The organism is Paracoccus laeviglucosivorans, assembly GCF_900182695.1.
Taxonomy (GTDB): Bacteria; Pseudomonadota; Alphaproteobacteria; order Rhodobacterales; family Rhodobacteraceae; genus Paracoccus; species Paracoccus laeviglucosivorans.
The window spans coordinates 1-20,485 of record NZ_FXTK01000007.1 but is presented as its reverse complement, the minus strand read 5'-3'; the positions used below and the strand labels follow the sequence as shown (position 1 = coordinate 20,485).

24 protein-coding genes are annotated in these 20,485 nt (G+C 61.4%); 3 read left to right on the top strand and 21 right to left on the bottom strand.

What is annotated here, in order from left to right:
• Positions 1-24 precede the first annotated feature (24 nt).
• Positions 25-255 (top strand): hypothetical protein, encoded by a 231-nt coding sequence (locus FN835_RS09735; RefSeq protein ID WP_142663029.1) that lies wholly within the window; start codon positions 25-27, stop codon positions 253-255.
• A 210-nt stretch (positions 256-465) separates the two neighbouring features.
• Here FN835_RS09735 and FN835_RS09730 read toward each other — a convergent pair whose 3' ends face one another.
• On the bottom strand, positions 466-1,422 hold the full coding sequence (locus FN835_RS09730; protein WP_142663028.1) for an L-malyl-CoA/beta-methylmalyl-CoA lyase: 957 nt from the start codon (positions 1,420-1,422) through the stop codon (positions 466-468).
• A 169-nt stretch (positions 1,423-1,591) separates the two neighbouring features.
• Between FN835_RS09730 and FN835_RS09725 the strand changes: the two genes are divergently transcribed.
• A complete protein-coding gene (locus tag FN835_RS09725) occupies positions 1,592-2,452 on the top strand; it encodes a D-amino-acid transaminase (RefSeq protein ID WP_142663027.1) in 861 nt (286 codons plus the stop codon).
• A 69-nt stretch (positions 2,453-2,521) separates the two neighbouring features.
• On the opposite strand, the gene FN835_RS09720 is transcribed toward FN835_RS09725, so the two are convergent.
• The 20 genes from FN835_RS09720 to FN835_RS09625 all read right to left on the bottom strand — a co-directional run bounded on the left by FN835_RS09720 (position 2,522) and on the right by FN835_RS09625 (position 19,696).
• Positions 2,522-3,370: a calcium-binding protein gene (locus FN835_RS09720; protein ID WP_142663026.1), complete on the bottom strand. Its 849-nt coding sequence runs from the start codon at positions 3,368-3,370 to the stop codon at positions 2,522-2,524.
• A gap of 65 nt (positions 3,371-3,435) precedes the next feature.
• The gene (locus FN835_RS09715) at positions 3,436-4,206 is read right to left on the bottom strand and encodes an amino acid ABC transporter ATP-binding protein (protein WP_142663025.1); all 771 of its coding nucleotides are present in this window, start codon (positions 4,204-4,206) and stop codon (positions 3,436-3,438) included.
• 10 nt (positions 4,207-4,216) lie between these two features.
• The gene (locus FN835_RS09710; RefSeq protein ID WP_142663024.1) at positions 4,217-5,668 is read right to left on the bottom strand and encodes an amino acid ABC transporter permease; all 1,452 of its coding nucleotides are present in this window, start codon (positions 5,666-5,668) and stop codon (positions 4,217-4,219) included.
• Between the two features lies 1 nt (position 5,669).
• Positions 5,670-6,926, bottom strand: a complete 1,257-nt coding sequence (locus tag FN835_RS09705; protein ID WP_142663023.1) for an amino acid ABC transporter permease — start codon at positions 6,924-6,926, stop codon at positions 5,670-5,672.
• Between the two features lie 102 nt (positions 6,927-7,028).
• Positions 7,029-8,054: an amino acid ABC transporter substrate-binding protein gene (locus tag FN835_RS09700; RefSeq protein WP_142663022.1), complete on the bottom strand. Its 1,026-nt coding sequence runs from the start codon at positions 8,052-8,054 to the stop codon at positions 7,029-7,031.
• A gap of 159 nt (positions 8,055-8,213) precedes the next feature.
• On the bottom strand, positions 8,214-8,930 hold the full coding sequence (locus FN835_RS09695) for an ATP12 family chaperone protein (protein ID WP_142663021.1): 717 nt from the start codon (positions 8,928-8,930) through the stop codon (positions 8,214-8,216).
• Positions 8,927-9,598 carry an HAD-IA family hydrolase gene (locus FN835_RS09690; protein WP_142663020.1) on the bottom strand — a complete coding sequence of 224 codons (672 nt, stop codon included), beginning with the start codon at positions 9,596-9,598 and terminating at the stop codon, positions 8,927-8,929. Before FN835_RS09690 ends, FN835_RS09695 begins: the two co-directional genes overlap by 4 nt.
• Entirely contained in the window at positions 9,595-10,638 is a 1,044-nt protein-coding gene (locus tag FN835_RS09685) for an RluA family pseudouridine synthase (protein WP_142663019.1), read from the bottom strand. Before FN835_RS09685 ends, FN835_RS09690 begins: the two co-directional genes overlap by 4 nt.
• Complete coding sequence (gene crcB, locus FN835_RS09680) at positions 10,635-11,003, bottom strand: fluoride efflux transporter CrcB (protein ID WP_142663018.1); 369 nt, start codon at positions 11,001-11,003, stop codon at positions 10,635-10,637. Before crcB ends, FN835_RS09685 begins: the two co-directional genes overlap by 4 nt.
• On the bottom strand, positions 11,000-12,328 hold the full coding sequence (locus tag FN835_RS09675; protein WP_142663017.1) for a replication-associated recombination protein A: 1,329 nt from the start codon (positions 12,326-12,328) through the stop codon (positions 11,000-11,002). Before FN835_RS09675 ends, crcB begins: the two co-directional genes overlap by 4 nt.
• 53 nt (positions 12,329-12,381) lie before the next feature.
• A complete protein-coding gene (locus FN835_RS09670; protein ID WP_142663016.1) occupies positions 12,382-12,972 on the bottom strand; it encodes an acyl-homoserine-lactone synthase in 591 nt (196 codons plus the stop codon).
• A 69-nt stretch (positions 12,973-13,041) separates the two neighbouring features.
• Positions 13,042-13,653 (bottom strand): helix-turn-helix transcriptional regulator, encoded by a 612-nt coding sequence (locus FN835_RS09665; protein WP_142663015.1) that lies wholly within the window; start codon positions 13,651-13,653, stop codon positions 13,042-13,044.
• Between the two features lie 347 nt (positions 13,654-14,000).
• A complete protein-coding gene (gene rplQ, locus FN835_RS09660) occupies positions 14,001-14,423 on the bottom strand; it encodes a 50S ribosomal protein L17 (protein ID WP_142663014.1) in 423 nt (140 codons plus the stop codon).
• Positions 14,424-14,535: 112 nt separating this feature from the next.
• Complete coding sequence (locus tag FN835_RS09655) at positions 14,536-15,552, bottom strand: DNA-directed RNA polymerase subunit alpha (protein ID WP_142663013.1); 1,017 nt, start codon at positions 15,550-15,552, stop codon at positions 14,536-14,538.
• A 118-nt stretch (positions 15,553-15,670) separates the two neighbouring features.
• Positions 15,671-16,060 (bottom strand): 30S ribosomal protein S11, encoded by a 390-nt coding sequence (rpsK, locus tag FN835_RS09650; RefSeq protein WP_142663012.1) that lies wholly within the window; start codon positions 16,058-16,060, stop codon positions 15,671-15,673.
• 15 nt (positions 16,061-16,075) lie between these two features.
• Entirely contained in the window at positions 16,076-16,444 is a 369-nt protein-coding gene (gene rpsM / locus FN835_RS09645; protein WP_142663011.1) for a 30S ribosomal protein S13, read from the bottom strand.
• Between the two features lie 153 nt (positions 16,445-16,597).
• Positions 16,598-17,260 (bottom strand): adenylate kinase, encoded by a 663-nt coding sequence (locus FN835_RS09640; protein ID WP_142663010.1) that lies wholly within the window; start codon positions 17,258-17,260, stop codon positions 16,598-16,600.
• 36 nt (positions 17,261-17,296) lie between these two features.
• The gene (secY, locus tag FN835_RS09635) at positions 17,297-18,673 is read right to left on the bottom strand and encodes a preprotein translocase subunit SecY (protein ID WP_142663009.1); all 1,377 of its coding nucleotides are present in this window, start codon (positions 18,671-18,673) and stop codon (positions 17,297-17,299) included.
• A 103-nt stretch (positions 18,674-18,776) separates the two neighbouring features.
• The gene (gene rplO / locus FN835_RS09630) at positions 18,777-19,262 is read right to left on the bottom strand and encodes a 50S ribosomal protein L15 (protein WP_142663008.1); all 486 of its coding nucleotides are present in this window, start codon (positions 19,260-19,262) and stop codon (positions 18,777-18,779) included.
• A gap of 143 nt (positions 19,263-19,405) precedes the next feature.
• The gene (locus FN835_RS09625) at positions 19,406-19,696 is read right to left on the bottom strand and encodes a GSCFA domain-containing protein (protein WP_142663007.1); all 291 of its coding nucleotides are present in this window, start codon (positions 19,694-19,696) and stop codon (positions 19,406-19,408) included.
• A 57-nt stretch (positions 19,697-19,753) separates the two neighbouring features.
• Here FN835_RS09625 and FN835_RS09620 point away from each other — a divergent pair.
• Positions 19,754-20,485, top strand: a 732-nt coding sequence (locus tag FN835_RS09620) for a transposase (protein WP_142663006.1), incomplete at its 3' end; no start/stop codon positions are given.

Below are 20,485 nucleotides of genomic sequence, written 5' to 3'. Positions count from 1 at the left end.
AAGGCTCGGGATACGATGGACAGAATGACTTACGATCGACGCCTTTCGGCGCAGAAAAAAAATTGCCGCTCGGCCGCCGAAACGCTGATTTCGGCCTCCAATCAGGCTCAGGAAGGGCTGATTGCTGCTGCCGGAGAGGCGGTGATTCCCGCAGTTGCCGAATCACCCATCCCGGTTCTGGCCGCGAAAAACCGCACCCCCGACAGGCTTATGCGCCGTGCGACAAAGGTCGCAGGCAGCTCGCGGGCCGCCTGAACGGGGCCGTCAAGGGGCGAACCGGCATGGCGCGACAACGTGCCGCAGCAAAATGTAACAGATTTATCAAAGAGCTAGGCGGCTTGCGGATGTGTCAATTTGCAAGGCGCTGAAAACACAACAGGCCCCGCATAGCCGCAGGGCCTGTTGCTCCTCCCCTGTCATGGCGACCAAGCCTCCCCGAATGGCCGCCCAGGATCCGATAACGGCTTAGACGCTGATCAGCTCTGCCTGCCGTACAATCACTTGTGCCTGACGGATCGACGCGATGTCAACCAGTCTGCCATTGTATACAGTGGCCCCGGCCCCCGACTTCTGCGCCGCATCCATCGCCGCCAGGATCTCGCGCGCCTCGGTCACGGCTTTGTCGCTGGGCGAAAACACCTCATTGGCCAGCGCGACCTGCTTGGGGTGAATTGCCCATTTCCCGACCATGCCCAAGGTGGCCGAACGGCGGGCCTGCGCGCGGAACCCCTCATCATCGCTGAAGTCGCCAAATGGGCCGTCCACCGGCAGCACGCCATGCGTCCGGCAGGCCGCGACGATGGCCGTCTGCGCCCAGTGCCACGGGTCGGACCAGTGCCGCGCCCCGCCATGCAGCATATAGTAATCCTCCTGCGTGCCGCCGATCCCGGTCGTGGCCATGCCCATGCTGGCCGCGAAATCCGCCGCGCCCAGCGACATGGCCTGTAGCCGGGGGCTGGAGGCCGCGATCTCCTCGACATGCGCGATGCCGGCGGCGCTTTCGATGATGACCTCAAGGCTGATGCGTTTGGCCCGCCCCTTTGCGGCCTCGACCGCCGTGACCAGCGCATCAACGGCATAGACATCGGCGGCGCAGCCCACCTTGGGGATCATGATCTGGTCCAGACGCTCACCGGCCTGTTCCAGCAGGTCCACCACGTCACGATACCAGAACGGCGTGTCCAGACCGTTGATGCGGACCGATAGCGTCTTGTTGCCCCAGTCAATATCACCGATGGCCTGAATGATGTTCTGCCGCGCCTGCGGCTTGTCATCGGGGGGAACCGAGTCCTCAAGATCCAGATTGATGACATCGGCAACCGAACCCGCCATCTTTTCAAAGATCGCCGGACGCGAGCCGGGGCCGAACAATTGGCAGCGGTTCAGTCGTGCGGGGGCTGGGGGCTGCAGACGGAAGGACATTCGAAAAACCTTTCGGCAATGATGTTTCAACCTGATTGCAAAAACTGTTAGATAATTGCTGCACCTGCATCAAGTCATTTCGCATCTGCAACATCTGTCCCGCTTGACCCCTGCCCGCTTTAGGCGCAGGACCACGCCTATTGCCCGCTTCATAAAAAAGGAGAACATGATGACCCGGACCGTCTACCTGAATGGCGAATACCTGCCCGAGGCCGAGGCCAAGGTCTCGATCTTCGACCGCGGCTTCGTCATGGCCGACGGGGTTTATGAAGTGACCAGCGTGCTGGACGGCAAGATCCTTGAATTCAAAGGCCATCTTGCGCGCCTTGGCCGTTCGCTAAGCGAACTTGGCATGGGCAACCCGCTGTCTGACGACGAATGGCTGGCGATCCACCGCAAGCTGGTCGAACTGAACAATATCGACGAAGGGCTGATCTATCTGCAGGTCACACGCGGCAATGCGGGCGACCGCGATTTCGCCTATCCGCCGCAGGACACGCCGCAGACGGTGGTGCTGTTCACGCAGGCAAAGCCCGGCCTTGCCGACAACCCGGTGGCCAAGACCGGGATGCGCGTGATCTCGGTCCCGGATCTGCGCTGGTCGCGCCGCGACATCAAGACGGTGCAGTTGCTTTACCCCTCGATGGCCAAGATGGAGGCCAAGGCTCGTGGCGCCGATGACGCATGGCTGGTCGAAGACGGCTTCGTCACCGAAGGCACGTCGAACAACGTCTATATCGTGAAGGACGGCACCATCATCACGCGCCAGCTTTCGACCGACATCCTGCACGGCATCACCCGCGCATCGCTGCTGCGTTATGCCGCCGAGGCGCAGATGCAGGTGATCGAACGCCCCTTTACCATCGAGGAAGCGCAAAGCGCGGATGAAGCCTTCCTGACCTCGGCATCGGCCTTTGTGCTGCCGGTGGTCGAAATCGACGGCGTGAAGCTGGCCAGCGGCAATGTCGGCCCCGTCGCAACCCGCCTGCGCGAACTGTATCTGGAAGAATCGATGAAATCCGCGCTGTAAGGGCCGGATGCAAAGACGAAAGGGCGCGCTGCAAGTTGCGGCGCGCCCTTTTTTTTCATGTCGCGAAGATCAGCCTTCCAGCGTTTCGCGGATCAGGTTGATCGTGCCCACGTCATCGGCCTGCGTGTCGCGCAGAATGGCCAGTGCCTGACCGTTCACAACGACCTGCACGTCATCGCCGCTTTGGACCAGTTCATATTCCTCGGGGCCGTCATAGCCATCGGCCAGCGTGATGTTCAGCGTGTCCGAGGTGCCATAGGTGATGTCGGCAGCCCCGCCCGCATCGCTGCGCAGCACGATCAGGTCGGAACCCGAACCGGCATCGACCAGATCGTTCGCACCCGCATGGATGGTGTCGTTGCCGTCACCGCCCAGCAGCGTGTCCTGCGCATCAAGTTCGGATGCGTCGGGCGACAGGATCAGATCGTCATCTTCCTCGCCATCGATAAAGACCACGCCGCCATGATCCTCGATCCGGTCGTCGCCTTCGCCGCCGGTGATGGAATGGTTGCCCAGATTGGTGATGATCGTGTCATCGCCCGACGCGCCGTCGATGGTGTCGTTGCCTTCGTCGGCACCAAGGTCCAGACCGCCATACAGATCGTCATCGCCGCCCAGATAGATCTCGTCATCGCCTGCGTCGGCGGTGACGGTATCGTTGCCATAGCCACCCCCGATCAGGTCGTTTCCAAGCCCGCCAGAGATGCTGTCATCGCCGTCCAGGGCAGATATCCCGTCATCGCCGTCCGTTCCGTTGATGACGTTATCTTCGTCATCGCCCTCGATCAGGTTGTCGGGATCAAGGCGCGGATCGTCCGCAGGTTCTTCCGGCGGATGATCGTCGTCATTGCTGGACACAAGCGAGCCGATGCCGGCAATACCCAGCACCCCCAGCAGCAGGAAAATGGTTTCGTTCATCCGCGCCTCCGAAGAATTTGCGCGCAGGATAGACCGGGGCCAGCCGCCCCGGCAACCTGAGAAACCTAATGCCCGAGGATCTGGCTAAGGAACAGCTTGGTGCGTTCCGATTTGGGATTGTTGAAAAACTCGGTCGGGGTGTTCTGTTCGACGATCTGACCCTGATCCATGAAGATCACGCGATGCGCGACGGCTTGGGCAAAGCCCATCTCATGCGTGACGCACAGCATGGTCATCCCGTCCTCGGCCAGTTCGATCATGGTGTCCAGCACCTCCTTGATCATCTCGGGGTCAAGGGCGCTGGTGGGTTCGTCAAACAGCATGATGCGCGGGCGCATGCACAGCGCGCGGGCAATCGCCACGCGCTGCTGCTGGCCGCCGGAAAGCTGACCGGGATATTTCAGCGCCTGATCAGGGATCTTCACCTTGGTCAGAAAGTGCATGGCCGTTTCCTCGGCCTGCTTTTTCGGGATCTTGCGCACCCAGATCGGGGCCAGCGTGCAGTTTTCCAGAATGGTCAGATGCGGGAACAGGTTGAAATGCTGAAATACCATCCCGACCTCGGACCGCACCCTGTCGATGTTCTTCAGGTCGTTGGTCAGTTCGGTCCCATCCACGACGATGCGGCCGGACTGGTGCTCCTCCAGCCGGTTGATGCAGCGGATCAGCGTCGATTTCCCCGAACCGGACGGCCCGGCGATCACAATACGCTCACCGCGACTGACGTTCAGGTCGATGTCGCGCAGCACGTGAAATGTGCCATACCACTTGTTCAGCTTGGCGATTTCGATCGCGGTTTCGCCCAGTTGCGTCTGTGCTTGTGCCTGAATTGCCATTTGATGCTCCTCAGCGGTGGTCGCGCTTCAGGCGGCGTTCCAGATACATGGAATAACGCGACATGCCGAAGCAGAGGATGAAGAAGATCGAGCCGACGAAGATATAGGGCTCCCAATAGGCACCCTTCCATTCGAAGCTCGCGCGGATGGTATCGGCCATGGCCTTTAGCGGATCGAACAGGCCCACGAAGACGACCAGCGTGGTGTCCTTGAACATGCCGATAAAGGTCGAAACGATGCCGGGAATACTGATCTTCAGCGCCTGCGGCAGCACGATCAGCCGCTGCGCCTTCCAATAGTCCAGCCCCAGCGCGTCCGCCGCCTCATACTGGCCTTTGGGCAGGGCGGCCAGACCACCCCGGATCACCTCGGCCATATAGGCAGATGAAAACAGCGTCACCATGATGATGACCCGCAGGATGATGTCGAAATTCGTCCCCGGCGGCAGGAAATAGTTCAGCAGCAAGGACGCCACGAACAGCAGCGTGATCAGCGGCACGCCCCGGATGAATTCGATGAACATCACCGCCATGGTCTTGACCAGGGGCAGGTCCGACCGTCGCGCCAGCGCCAGAATCACGCCCAAAGGCAGCGACATGGCAATGCCCGCGACGCCGATGGTGATCGACAGGACGAACCCCCCGAACTGGTCCGACGACACGGGCCGCAGGCCGATCGGCAGAATGCTCGACAATGCGCCGGCAACCTGCTTGTCCAGCACCAGCCACCAGATCGCCGCCGCGACGACGCCCGCTGCAAAGGCCAGCATTCCGTAACGCGCCAGCGCGCGCCACACCAGAAAGCCGATCACAAAGCCCGCAAGCGCCACCACCGGCGACCAGAATGATCCGCCCCAAAGCAGCCAGACCGCAAGGAACGGATAGATCAACGAGGCAAGGATGGCCCAGTTCGGGCGCATCTCGATCAGCGCGGCCCAGCCGATCAGCAGGATCGCGATGGCCACCAATTGCGGCGTGGGCGCCCCCAGCACCTGCGCGATGACAAAGGTCAGGATCGCAGCGGCAGCCACGACGATCCAGCGCGCGCGGCGGCTGTCGGAAAACAGCACCGGGGCCAGCGCCAGAAACAGCGCGCCAAAGGCCAGAACCGGGCGCCAGTAAAGCTCGGCGGGGTAAAAGCCGAAAATGAACTGGTTCCAGCGATGCTTGATAACGGCGAAACAGGCGCCGGTCGCATCCGGCCCGTAAGTCGCCGTGACGATCTGGCGGCATTCCGCGATGCTGTTGGCGTTCCAGACCGAATGGGCAAGGAACGGCCAGACCGTGTGGAACACCATCCACAGGATCAAAAGCCCCAGCAGCGTCAACCCGATATTCACCGGACCCGAGAACAGGTTTTCCCGCAGCCATTTCACCGCGCCCTTTTGGCTTAGCGGCGGCGGCTGTTCGGGCAGCATGGTGTCGCGGACATAGGCGACGGTCTGGGCGTGGGTCTCGCTCATATCACCGCTCCCTTAGCTTTACGCGGGAATTGAACACGTTCATCCCGCCCGAGATAATCAGGCTCAGCACCAGATAGACGCCCATCATCAGAACCATGCACTCCATCTCTCGGCCGGTCTGGTTCAGCGTCGTGCCGCCCAGCGTGCCGCGCAGGTCCATGTAGCCCACGGCAATCGCCAGCGAGCTGTTCTTGGTCAGGTTAAGGTATTGCGAAATCAGCGGCGGCACGATCACGCGCAAAGCCTGGGGCAGGATCACCAGCGACATCGTGCGGCGCGGACGCATCCCCAGCGCAAACGCCGCCTCGGACTGGCCACGGCTGACGGCAAGGATACCGGCCCGGACGATTTCCGCGATGAATGCGCCGGTGTAAAGCGTCAAGGCCAGCCACAGCACGACAAAGGCGTTGTCCAGATTGATGCCTTCGGCAAAGTTGAAGCCGCGCAGAACCGGCGGGATCAGGTGCAGGCCAAACCACCAGGTCAGCAAAAGCACCGGCACCAGATACATCGCCAGCGTTTTCCACCACGTCGTGGGCCGCTGGCCGGTCTGTTCCTGCACGCGCTGCGCCCATGCACGCATCATGCGATGCGCGACAAAGGCCGCCGCGATCACCACGGCATAGGCGATCAGCGCCCAGCTGATGCCTTCGCGGCCCAGTGAAATGGTGCCCGGCGGATTGGTCATCCCGATCGAGGGGATGGCTGTATAGCGGTTCGTCGGCGCGATCAGGTCGAACATGATCATGCTGGCCTGCGGCGTATCGCCCCGATAGGCGTTCGGCGGCGGCATGACCTCGGTGAACAGCGCAAGGATCACCAGGATCCACAGCAGCAGCGGGATGTTTCGGAACACCTCGACATAGACCGTCATCAGCCGCGCGATCAGCCAGTTCGATGACAGCCGCAACACGCCCACGACGACCCCCACCAGCGTCGCCGCGATGCAGCCAAGGATCGAAACCTGCAGCGTGTTCAGAAACCCGACGATCGACGCCCGCAGATGCGTGTCGTCCGAGTTATAGGGGATGAGCTGCTGGGGAATGTCGTATCCGGCGCGCCGGAACAGGAATTCAAAGCTGAAGGTCTTGCCCATGATGGCAAGGTTTCTCAGCGTGTTGTCGATCAGCCAGCTTGCCGCCAGCATGACAAGGATGAACACCACCGCCTGAATGGTCAGCGACCGGTATCGCTTGTCGTAAATCAACATCGACAGGCGGAAGGGCTGGGATGCCGCGCCTGCTGGAAAGTCAACCATGAGTTACCCCCTGTTGGCCGGATCGCAGGTCTGATGCCCGCTTGTGGCTCCGGCAGAAATTCGAACGGGCGAGGCGATCCGCCCCGCCCGTTTCTTCACCGCTTAGCGGAAGGGCATCGCATACATCAGACCACCCTGGGTCCATTGCGCGTTCAGGCCACGCGCCAGACCGATCGGGGTCTGCTCGCCGATGGTGGCCGCGAAGATTTCGCCATAGTTGCCGCCCGCCTTGATGGCGTTCTTGGCCCATGCGGCGTCAAGGCCGATCATGCCGCCAAGATTGTCGGTCGCGCCCAGCAGACGCTGAACCTCGGGGTTGGTCGAGGATTTGGACAACTCCTCGATATTGGCCGAGGTGACACCGTATTCTTCGGCCGCGATCAGCGCGTAAAGCGTCCAGCGCGTGATGTCGCCCCAGTTGTTGTCGCCATGGCGGACTGCCGGCCCAAGCGGTTCCTTGGAAATGATCTCGGGCAGGATGATGTGGTTTTCGGGGTCCGCGAAGGATGCGCGCGTCGCAGCAAGGCCCGATGCGTCGGTGGTATAGGCGTCGCAGGCGCCCGCCATGTATTGCTGCTCGCCTTCGGCGTTCGAATCGATGTTGACCGGCTGATAGGTCATGTTGTTGGCCTTGAAATAGTCGGCCAGGTTCAGCTCGGTCGTGGTGCCGGTCTGGATGCAGATCGTCGCGCCGTCCAGCTCCTTGGCTGACGAAACGCCCAGATCCTTGCGGACCATGAAGCCCTGACCGTCGTAATAGTTGACGCCGATGAAATCCAGTTTCAGGTCGGTGTCGCGCTGGAACGTCCAGGTCGAGTTCCGCGCCAGCAGGTCCACCTCGCCCGAGGACAGCGCGGTAAAGCGCGTCTGGCCGGTGGTCGGCACGTATTTCACCTTGGTCGCATCGCCCAGAACGGCAGCGGCCACGGCCTTGCAGAACGACACATCAAAGCCCGACCAGTTGCCATTCGCATCAGGCGCAGCAAAACCGACAAGGCCAGTGTTCACACCGCAGTTCAGCACGCCGCGGGCTTTGACCTCTTTCAGCGTGTCGCCTTCAGCGGCCATGGCGCCCGTCGCAGCAAGTGCGATCACGGTAACCGAGCCGAAGAGTGCAGATTTCTTCATGGGAATCCTCTCTGTTGTTCTTCCAGCCCGAGACAGCGGGCCGTTCGGAAGCCGGGGACCATAAGGCCAGCCCGCCTGAGCCAAGGGAACAGATCGGCTGCCCCCATAAGCGGCATTGTGCCGATGGTGGATCATCCGTCAAGGAATAAGCCGAAAGGCTTAGGCGGGGCGGCTAAGTTCCCAAAACCGCTGGGCCACGCGCATCGCCTCCAGCCGGCCTGCCGCCGCCTCGTCGGCCTCATCGTCGCGGCCCCAGCGATCTGCTTGGAATTCCTCATCAATTCTGGCAAGCGCGTGGGCCTGATCCGCGTCCAGCCTGCCGTGGATCACCGCCAACCCCAGCACCAGCGATCCGGGCAACGTCACCAGATCATGCAGCGCGGTCAGGCCAAAGGGATCAAGCCCGCCGACCGCTGCCCGCAAATTCAGCAGCGCGGTTTCATCCTGCGGCACAGGGATAACGCCATGCGTGATCCGCAGCGGCGCGTGCAACCGGGTGGCGGCCCAGTCAATCAGCGGATCCCACCCCGCCGCCTGCTGTTCCACCAGCGCATCGGGCGCCTCGGCACGATAGGACAGCAGATCCGTGCCGCCGTAATCGGCCAGCATCTCGGCCACGCCGTGAAATTGCGGCGTGACCTTTTCAATCGCTGAATTCGCGGCACGGGTCAGTGGCATCGTGCTCGGATCGATCACATCGGCCTGCGCGTCCCATTCCTCAGCGATAGCCTGCGCAAGCGCCTTGGTCGGCAGCACCAGCGCCAGCTTGCCCGGTGTCCGCAGCGGACGGTCATCCAGCACAACCTCGTGCCCCGCATCGACCGCACGGGTGCTGGCGGATTTCCAGAAACGCCGGGCTTTCCATTCGCTGCTCATGCGGTTTCCTTTGTCGTCCAATCCAGCAATGCCTGCGTCAGTGCGGCATAATCGGGCGCGACCAGCGCCGCCCCGGCTGCGTGCAATTCCTGCGACGGGTGATAGCCCCAGCTGACGCCAAAGCCCAGAATGCCCGCGCTGCGCGCCATTTCCATGTCAAAGCTGGTATCGCCGATCATCACCGCGCGCCCGGCTGCAACTCCCGTTTCCGACAGCGCGCTGTGCAGCATCGCCGGATGTGGCTTTGACGGGTGCCCATCGGCTGTCTGCTTGGTGATGAAACGGGTGCCCAGCCCATGTCCGTCCAGCAGCGAAACCAGCCCCCGCATCGCCTTGCCGGTGGCGATGCCCAGCAGCACCTCGTCCTGCGCGGCCAGCGCGTCCAGACAATCCAGCGCACCATCGTAAAGCGGCGGCAATGCCCCGGCGGTGCGCGATGCGAAAAAAGCCTCACGGTAGCCCAGCACAACACGATCATGCTGATCGGGCGTCGCCTCGGGCAGCAGCCGCGCGACGGCTATGGGCAATGACAGGCCGACGATGGACAGGATCAGCGCCGGATCCATCTCGGGCAGACCCGCCGATTTCATGCCCAGATTCATCGACTGGGTGATTTCGTGCTGGCTGTTGACCAGCGTGCCATCGACATCGAACAGGACCAGTTTCATTGCGCATCCTCGAACGGGTCTTCGGGCACGTCGTTTTCGTGCCAGCCCAGCGTGTCCCACGTCCGCACCATGTGATCGGGCAAGGGTGCCGTCACCGTGATCAGCTTTTTGGTGATCGGATGCTCAAACCGGATCAGCCGGGCGTGCAGGTGCAGCTTCTTGCTGATCTCTCCGCCCAGTTGCGCACCCCAGCCGTCGCCAAGGTTTTCCTGACCCGAGCCGCCATATTTCCCATCCCCGACGATCGGATGGCCCATTTCGGACATATGCGCCCGCAACTGATGCGTGCGGCCCGTGACCGGAACCATCGCGACCCAGCTGACGCGACCGCCCAGACCCGACAGCACCGCGTAATCGGTATGGGCACGCTTGGCGCCTTCGGTCGTCGCCACCTCGCTGGGCAGGACGGCAACCATCTTTTCGCCCTCGCCCATGCGGCCACGGCCCGGCGCCTTGACCAGCCCGTATTTGATCGAGCCCATGCGCGGATGGGGCACACCCGCAACGGCAGCCCAATAGATCTTGCGGGTCAGGCGGTGACGAAACGCCTCGGACAAAGCCCGCGCGATCCGGTCCGTCCGCGCCAGCAGCAGCACGCCGGACGTATCCTTGTCCAGACGATGCACCAGCTTGGGCTTGTCCTTGTAGCCGAACATCAGCGCCTCGGTCAGACCGTCCACGTGCCGGTCGCCCTGCCCGCTGCCGCCTTGTGATGGCAGGCCCGGCGGCTTGTTCAGCGCGATGATATGTTCATCCCGCCACAAGACGCAGGACTGGATCATCTCGGCATCCGAATTCGTCACGCGGGTGCGCGGTTTCGGCGCGGGCGCTTCGCCCTGCGGCAGCGGCGGGACGCGGATTTCCTGCCCCGCCTCAAGGCGGGTATTGGCCTTGACCCGCCCGCCATCGACGCGCAACTGCCCGGTGCGGCACATCTTTTCAACGGCCCCCTGAGTCAGCTGCGGGAAACGCTTTTTCAGCCAGCGATCGACGCGCTGGTCGCCTTCGTCTTCGCCAATGCGAATGGTCTGCACGCTCATGCGAAAATCCCCCGGCCAATGGCCAAACCGGCGAAGACCGCCGCAAGTGAAAAGATGACCGAGGCCAGGACATAGCCCACCGCCAGTCCCACCGCGCCGCGTTCCCACAGGGTCAGCGTGTCCAGCGAAAAGGCGGAAAACGTGGTGAACCCGCCCAACACCCCGGTCAGCAGCAAGGGCGCCAGATGCTGCCCGCCGCGCATGGCCAATGCGCTGGCCAGAACGCCCATGACAAAGCAGCCGACGATATTGACCGTCAGCGTGCCCAAGGGCAGCGTGGTGATGCGAAGGGCCGCGATATTGACGCCGTAGCGCAGGACAGATCCCGCCGCCCCGCCAATCGCGACCTGAAGAAATGGGTTCATGCTTTTCCCTCGGAACGGCGCTTTTGCCGCAGGCTGGCGAACCATTCAACGCGCTTTTTCAGATCGCGTTCAAAGCCGCGTTCGACCGGCAAATACAGCACAGGCCGTTTCATGCCGTCGGGAAAGTAGTTCTGCCCGGAAAAGCCGTCCTCGGCATCGTGGTCATAGTCATAGCCCGCGCCGTAACCCTGATCCTTCATCAGGCTGGTCGGCGCGTTCAGGATATGCGCGGGCGGCATCTGGCTGCCTGATTGCTTGGCCAAAGCGCGCGCACCCTTATAGGCGACATATCCCGCGTTCGATTTCGGCGCGAGCGCCAGATAGATCACGGCCTGCGCCAAGGCCAACTCACCTTCGGGGCTGCCCAACCGTTCATAAAGCGCCCAGGCATCCAGACAGTGCCGCTGCGCCGCCGGGTCGGCAAGGCCAATATCCTCGACCGCCATGCGGGTCAGGCGACGGGCCAGATAGCGGGGGTCCTCGCCCCCCTCCAGCATCCGTGCGAACCAGTAAAGCGCCGCATCCGGGTCGCTGCCGCGCACCGATTTGTGCAGGGCTGAAATCAGGTTGTAATGTTCGTCGCCCGACTTGTCGTATTTCGCAGCCCGCCGCATCAGACGCTGCGAAAGCTGGTCGGTGTCCAGTTTGCCCGCCACTTTCCACGCCAGCACCTGCTCGATCAGGTTCAGCGCCGCGCGGCCGTCACCGTCCGCCATCTCCAGCAACCGGTCGCGGGCTTCGGCGGTCAGCGGCAGTGCGCGGCCGGTCTCCTGCTCGGCCCGCTGGGCCAGACGTTCAAGATCGGCCAGCGTCAGGCGTTGCAGCACGATGACCTGCGCGCGCGACAGGACGGCGGCGTTCAGTTCAAAGCTGGGGTTTTCGGTCGTCGCGCCGACCAGAACGATGGTCCCGTCCTCCATATGCGGCAGGAAACTGTCCTGCTGCGCCTTGTTGAAGCGGTGGATTTCATCGACGAACAGCAGCGTCCCCCGCCCCTGCTGACGGCGCAGACGGGCAGCATCGAATACCTTGCGCAGTTCCGGCACGCCCGAAAAGATCGCCGAGATCTGCACGAATGCCAGATCGGTCTCCAATGCCAGCAGCCGGGCGATGGTCGTCTTGCCGACGCCGGGCGGCCCCCACAGGATCAGCGACGACAGACTGCCCGAGGCAAGCATCGCCCCCAGCGGACCGTCGGGGCCAAGCACCTTGTCCTGACCGATGACATCGGACAGGTTGGCGGGCCGAATGCGGTCCGCTAGCGGGCGATTGGCCTCGCGCCGGGGGGCGCCGTCCTGCGGCGCGCTGTCGAATAGATCTGCCATGCGGGCGGCATGTTACGCCGCCCGGCTTACAGGCGAAAGTCCCCCGCCATCGCTCAGTGCATCTTGCCGGTCAGGTTGATCGAGACGCATTGGAAATAGCCGTCATCAATCCAGACGACCGGGCCCATCGCGTGCGCATCCAGACCGCAGGGCGACAGCCAGCGCGGCCACGTTGCGGCAACCAGGCAGACCAGGCGGCTTGCACCCAGCGCGCGGGCCGAATTGGTCATTTCCTGAACCAGATTGATATGCACCCGGCGGCGCTCGCGCTGCGGGATCGTGTGATCGACAAACAGGCGGCTGGCTTCCCAGACGCCCGCCTCGACCGGTGCGGGACCGTCAAGCAGGTTCTGCGGGATCGAACCACCCAGCAGATCAAGTTGTGCATCCCGGATCATGTAGGAATACATGCCGCAACGTGCCGTGGTCGGCGTAAGCCGGACGCCGGCGAGAACTTTCCCCGTTTCGTGGATGGCAACCCAACGGCTCATCGGGGTGTCGTATTGGTCGAACTCCATGTCATCCGTCTGGGGCAGATCCCAGCGCTTCTGGATGATGAAGCTTTGCTTCCGCGCGCGGAAGATGTTTGCGAACAGCTCGCCATGGTTGTGGAGGTTGGCGAACGAGAGTGTGGTGGTCTGCATTGGTATTCTCCTGGGGTGTGGTGGGTGGTGGCCCCCAGGGTCGAACCGCACGCAGGCGGAACGTTTACTCTACAACAAGCGGTAGTCCTTGGCCCTTTGCAGCGCCTCGGCCGTCGTGCGCGCCATGAGACGTTCGCGCGCAGAGATGAGACGTGCCTTGAATGCGCTCTCCGTTATACCAAGTTTGGCAGCCGCTGCTGCATGACGATCGCCCTCTGCGATGCACCTAAGGGCCTCTTGTTGAGCCTTTGTCAGGCTCTCCGGCGGCTCGGTAATTTCATGAAGCCGTCGAAGCGTGGTCGAGATCGTTTCGATCTCGTCATCGGTAAATTCTCGTTTGTCATGCGCGAAGGCCGCGATGGTGCGCGACTTGATCGGGCCGTGTGCCACGGCAAGGCCGTAATTCAGCCCGTGGTCTGCGGCGTCCTGCAAAATCGAGAAAGGATCGGGAATGGGCAGCACACTCCACCGACAGGCGCCCGTGGTCGAAAAACCCCAGGCGATCGTCGGGTCCCGCAGCGCATAGGCGCGCTCGGAATAACGGTGCGACCATTCCTTGTTATAGGTCTGGAACTGCATCAACGGCGCAGCAAACCGGATGTGCAAGCCGATGAAATACCCGGCTGGTGCCAGCTTCTTGAGCTTGGCAAGTGCTGCATTTATTTCCGCGCGAGACGACATGACTATTTGGACAGATTGTGATTTCTACAACTTAAAGCCATAAATGGCACAAGCATAAGTGTATTCAAGCGTAACAGGTTTTGCGAGCGGTGTTTTTCCAACCGCCTGCCGGGTCCGCTTGTCCCAATGCGAAGGTCGCATCGCGGCTTAAATCGCAAAATAACCGCAATAAAAGCAAATTCATGCGCAAATCCAGCGTTCTGCACGGAATTTCGCGGCGTTTTCGCATATGCCCGAATTGGTTGTCGTATGTTTGTTATTTCAACTCCATGTTGCAAAAAAGCCCGAGGGCCTTACGGACCTCGGGCTTACGATAATGAGATAACCCTAAGGAAGGATTAATCTTATTACGATTCGTCTGCGGCCGATTCGGCTTCCAGACGGGCGCGGTCAGCTGCGCCTTTTGCGCTGGTGTCGCGGTCCACAAGCTCAATGATCGCCATAGGCGCCATGTCGCCATAGCGGAAGCCGGCTTTCAGGATGCGGACATAACCGCCTTGACGGTCCTTGTAGCGCGCGCCCAGAATTTCAAACAGCTTGGCGACGTGCTGGTCTTGTTTCAGTTGCGCATCGGCCTGACGGCGGGCGTGCAGGTCGCCACGCTTGGCCAGCGTGATCAGCTTTTCGACGATCGGACGCAGTTCCTTGGCTTTCGGAAGCGTGGTCTTGATCTGCTCGTGCTCGATCAACGAGCCGGCCATGTTGGCGAACAGCGCCTTGCGGTGTTCATGGGTGCGGTTCAGACGGCGATAGCCGCGGGCGTGACGCATGATAATCTCCTATTTACGTCTTTTGCTTTGTCTGGCGACCCTGCGTGCGGGCCGCTCTCCTTGGGGCGGGATGCCCGGTCGTGCGGGGGCGGTTGGCCCGCCCCCGTAAAAATCAGAACTGGTCGTCGAAACGCTTGGCCAGATCTTCGATGTTTTCCGGCGGCCAATCCACGACATCCATGCCGAGGTGCAGACCCATGCCCGAAAGCACTTCCTTGATCTCGTTCAGCGACTTGCGGCCAAAGTTCGGGGTGCGCAGCATCTCGGCTTCGGTTTTCTGGATCAGATCGCCGATATAGACGATGTTGTCGTTCTTCAGGCAGTTTGCCGAACGGACCGACAGCTCCAGCTCATCGACCTTTTTCAGCAGACGCGGATCGAATTCCAGACCGTCTTCTGCATCCGAACGGGTCGCAGCTTCCGGCTCGTCGAAGTTCACGAAGACCGACAGCTGGTCCTGAATGATGCGCGCGGCATAGGCCACGGCGTCTTCCGGGGTCAGCGAACCGTCGGTTTCGACCTTCATCGTCAGCTTGTCATAGTCCAGCACCTGACCTTCGCGGGTCGGGGTGACTTCATAGCTGACGCGCTTGACCGGCGAGAAGATGGCGTCGATCGGGATCAGACCGATGGGCGCGTCTTCGGGGCGGTTTTTGTCCGCAGCGACATAGCCCTTGCCGTTTGCAACGGTCAGTTCCATGTGCAGTTCAGCACCGTCATCCAGATGGCAGATCACGTGGTCGCGGTTCAGGATGGTGATGCCAGCGGTTTCCTGGATGTCACCGGCCTTCACCTCACCCGGACCTTTGGCCGAAAGGGTCAGACGCTTGGGGGCATCGACTTCCATTTTCAGCGTCACGCCCTTGAGGTTCAGGACGATATCGGTCACGTCTTCACGCACGCCCGGAACGGACGAGAATTCGTGCAGCACGTTGTCGATCTGGACCGAGGTGATCGCAGCGCCTTGCAGCGACGACAGCAGGACGCGACGCAGGGCGTTGCCCAGCGTCAGGCCGAAACCACGTTCAAGCGGCTCGGCAACCACGGTCGCAACGCGCGAGGAATCCGCGCCCGGCTTGATTTCAAGCTGGGTCGGCTTGATCAGTTCAGCCCAATTCTTGTGGATCATGCGTTTTCCTCCATTCCTGCTTCCGATCCATGACCTTTGATCGGAAACGCCCGAGGTTAAATGCGAAAATCGCGCCCGCGCGGAAGACCCACGCGGAACGCGGCAAGAAAGACCCAGATCAGACGCGGCGACGCTTCGGCGGGCGGCAGCCGTTATGGGCGATCGGCGTCACGTCACGGATGGCCGTGATGTTGAAGCCGACAGCGGCCAGCGCGCGCAGAGCCGATTCGCGGCCCGAGCCGGGGCCTTGCACTTCGACTTCCAGCGTGCGGACGCCGTGTTCCTGCGCTTTTTTGCCTGCATCTTCTGCAGCCATCTGAGCAGCGTAGGGGGTCGATTTCCGCGAGCCTTTGAAGCCCATGGTGCCAGCCGACGACCACGAGATCGCGTTGCCTTGCACGTCCGAGATCAGGATCTTGGTGTTGTTGAACGACGAGTTCACATGCGCGACGCCAGAAGCGATGTTCTTGCGTTCCTTGCGCTTGATGCGGGTTTTATCGCGTGCCATTACCTCAGCCCCCTCTTACTTCTTCTTGCCGGCGATGGGTTTCGCCGGGCCCTTGCGGGTGCGGGCGTTGGTGTGGGTGCGCTGACCGCGGACCGGCAGGCCACGACGGTGACGCAGACCACGATACGAGCCCAGGTCCATCATGCGTTTGATGTTCATCTGGGTTTCACGACGCAGGTCGCCTTCGACGGTGTAATTCGCGTCGATGTATTCACGGATCTTCAGAACTTCGGCATCCGAAAGTTCGTTCACGCGACGGGTCGCTTCGATGCCCACGGCAGCGATGATCTCATCGGCGAATTTCGAGCCGATCCCGTGGATGTAAGTCAGTGCGATCGGGACGCGCTTCCCGGTCGGAATGTTGACGCCAGCAATACGAGCCACGCGTTTTCCTTTTCATGTTGCGGTTCCGTAGCACCGGAACCTTTTTTCACAACCAAAGACCCGAAAGCCATGCCTTCGGGCCTTTTAGCGGCCACCTGAGGACAGGTGATTCTCAAATGAGATGCTGCGAATTAAAGGATTCGCATCTCGTCGTCAAGCCTCGACGGCCACGCCGTCCAGAACCTGCGCCACCTCGCCTGCCACACGCTCGATCTCGGCAAGGCCGTCGACCGGGTGCAGGTTTCCCTTGGCATAGTAATAGCCGATCAGGGGCGAGGTTTTCTTGTAATATTCCATCAGCCGGGTCTTCAGGCTTTCGGCATTGTCATCGGCGCGGCGACGCAGATCGGTCGAGCCGCAGACATCGCAGGTGCCCTCGACCTTCGTGGGCTTTGTCACGTCGTGATAGACCTCGCCGCAATTGCCGCAGGTGTAACGACCCGAAATGCGCGACACCAATGCGGCGTCGTCAACGCGCATCTCGATCACGGCGTCGATCTGCTGGCCTTCGTCGGCCATCAGCGTCTCAAGCGCATCGGCCTGCGGCAAGGTGCGCGGGAAGCCGTCAAAGATGAAGCCCTTGCCGCCCTGTTCGATCTTTTCACGAATCAGGCCGATGACGATCTCATCGGTGACAAGCTGACCGCGGTCCATGACCTCGGCCACGCGCTTGCCCATCTCGGTGCCCGAACTGCGCGCTTCGCGCAGCATGTCGCCGGTCGAAAGCTGCACAAGGCCGCGCTCTTCGATCAGGCGACGTGCCTGGGTGCCTTTGCCGGCACCCGGAGGCCCCAGCAGAATGATATTGATCGTCATCACAGTCCCTCTTTTGCCCTTGCGGGCTGGCTCCCTTTAGCGGCGAGCAGGTGCTTTACGGGGCTTTGCCGCCCCTGTTGTCTTTCCACGCTTGCCCCGCAGCTGCGATTTCTCGATCAGACCTTCATATTGATGGGCAAGCAAGTGGCTTTGCACCTGATTGATCGTATCCATCACGACACTGACCACGATCAGAACGGAAGTCCCACCAAAGTAGAAGGGGATGGACAGCTGGTGGCGGATCACTTCGGGCAGCAGACAGACGGCAGCCAGATAGGCAGCACCGATCACCAGAACCCGGCTGACCACATAGGTCAGATAATCCTCGGTCCGCTTACCCGGACGGATACCGGGGATGAAGCCGCCCTGATTCTTCAGGTTCTCGGCCACGTCCTCGGTTTTGAAGCTGACGTTGAAGGTATAGAAATAGGCGAAGAACACGATCATCGCCGCGAAGAACAGCAGATACAGCGGCTGACCCGGACCGAAATAGGCCAGAATCGTGGACATCACCGGACCCGTCTGGTTCCCCGAGAAGGTCGAGATGGTGACCGGCAGCAGCAGCAGCGAGGACGAGAAGATCGCCGGGATCACGCCTGCCGGGTTGACCTTGATCGGCAGGTGCGACGACTGGCCGTCATAGACCTTCATGCCGACCTGACGGCGGGGATACTGGATGTGGATCTTGCGCAGCGCACGTTCCATGAACACGACGAACGCGATCACGGCAGCCACCATCACGATCACGCCAAGGATCACCGGGGTCGAGACGGCGCCCGAACGACCCTGCGCAAGGAACTGCGCCAGATGGCCGGGGATCTCGGCCACGATGCCGACAAAGATGATCAGCGAAATGCCGTTGCCGATGCCGCGCGCGGTGATCTGTTCGCCCAGCCACATCAGGAACATTGTGCCGCCGACCAGCGTGATCACGACGGATGCGCGGAAGAACATGCCCGGCTCATGCGCCAGATTGCCATGCTCAAGGCTGACTGCCAGACCCCAGGCCTGGAACAACGCCAGTGCCACGGTGCCGTAGCGGGTATATTGGTTGATCTTCTTGCGGCCCGTCTCCCCCTCTTTCTTGAGCTGCTCAAGCGAGGGGACCATCGACGCCAGAAGCTGCACGATGATCGAGGCCGAGATATAGGGCATGATGCCAAGCGCAAACACGCCCATGCGACCCAGCGCGCCGCCGGTGAACATCGACAGGATGCCCCCGATGCCAGCCTGCGCCTGATCCATGAAGTTGCGCAGCGCCGCGCCGTCGATGCCCGGCACCGGGATATAGGTGCCTAGACGATAGATGATCAGAAGCCCGAGCGTGAACCAGATCCTCTGGCGAAGCTCGGTCGCCTTGCCAAGCGAAGCCCAGGAAAGGTTCGCGGCCATCTGTTCTGCGGCTGACGCCATAACATGCCCCTTCATGTCAGCGCCGCCGGATCGTTTCCCGATCCCGCGGCGCCTGGAAAACTTGGAAGCCTATCTATGGGGCGCAAGCGCGCCCTTCAACAGCTTATTCGGCTGCGGCTTCTTCTTTGGCGGGACGGGTGACGGTGACTTTACCGCCAACCTTCTCGATCGCCTCGATCGCAGCTTTCGACGCACCGGCCACGGTCAGGTTCACAGCGACTTTCAGCTCGCCCTTTGCCAGCACGCGCACGCCGTCCAGTTTGCGACGGGTGACGCCAGCAGCAACCAGCGCATCTTCGGTCACGTCCGCTTTCGCATCCAGCTTGCCCGCGTCGATGAACGACTGGATCTGGCCCAGGTTCACGACCGCGAAGTCCAGGCGATTCGGCTTGCTGAAGCCGCGCTTGGGCAGGCGGCGATACAGCGGCATCTGACCGCCTTCGTAGCCGTTCAGTGCAACACCCGAACGCGAGGTCTGACCCTTGATACCACGGCCAGCGGTTTTACCCTTGCCCGAGCCGGGGCCACGTGCAACGCGCTTTTTCTTGCGGGACGAGCCTTCGTTGTCGCGAATCTCATGCAGTTTCATTTCGCTTCTCCTTAAAGCCGGAAGCGCCCCATGAAGCGAAGGGGGCGGACACGGCATTTCTTGCTTGATGTGATGTGCCGTCGAGGGCACCGGCGGTTCCTAGAGCGTTTCGCGCCACAATTCAACCGTAATCTGGCGCGGAATCAGGCGACGTAGCTTTGCACCAGAAACTGCATGATGCGCTGCACCACTGGAACGCGCAAGTGGACCAGATCGGGCTGATAGCTGCCCATCCCGCGTGACAGCACGATCTCGTAGCTGGGGAAATAGTCGACGAAATCGAAATCCCGCGTCAGCATGTCGGCGACCACCCGCAAGGTGGCTTTGGAATAACTGTTCGAAATGACGCAGTCGCGTGCTTCAAAGGTTGCGCCCAACGGCACGGGCGAAACGGTCAGAAGAATCTTGCGGACCCCCTGCCTGTCAATCGGCACGCAAAACTGACCCCTCGGGGGTGCGGCAAAAAAGTTGGACTATCTAGGAGATAGTTCATGCATACTTACGAAGAGCGGATGAGGGCGGTCGAGCTTTACATCCAGCTCGGCAAGCGCTCGCGGGCGACCATCCGCGAGCTGGGATATCCGACGAAGAATACCTTGATAGGCTGGTATCGCGAATACGTGCGCCGTCAGGATTTGCCGCTAGGATCGGCCCCGCGCCCGCCCAAATTCTCGGAAACACAGAAGCAGGTTGCGCTGGAGCATTATGCCAGCCACGGGCGCTGCATTTCCTGGACCATGCGTGCGTTAGGCTATCCCGGCCGAGCTACGCTGACGGCATGGGTGCGCGAGGCTTTCCCCGAGACCCGGACGGTCTCTACCGGGACACGTGGACCAGGTCATCATTCCTCTGCCGCGAAGCAGGCGGCTGTGGTGGGCCTTTATTGCCGAGAAGAAAGTGCGGAGGCTTTGGCGAAAAGGGTCGGAGTGAGCCGACCGACACTTTATGCTTGGAAAAACCAGTTCCTTGGCGCAAAGGCTCCGGCCACGATGAGACGCAAGAAAAGTGCTCCCCTGGATCCAGAGATTGAAGAACTGGAACGTCAGCGCGCGGCTTTGCAGCGCGATATCCGCGAACTTCAGATTGAGCATGACCTGCTCAAGACAGCGAGCGAACTGATAAAAAAGGATCTTGGCGGCGACCTGCAGAGCCTGAGCAATCGGGAAAAAGCCATGCTGATCGTCGCCCTAAAAAATCAGTATAGGCCATCGGCGCTGCTGATG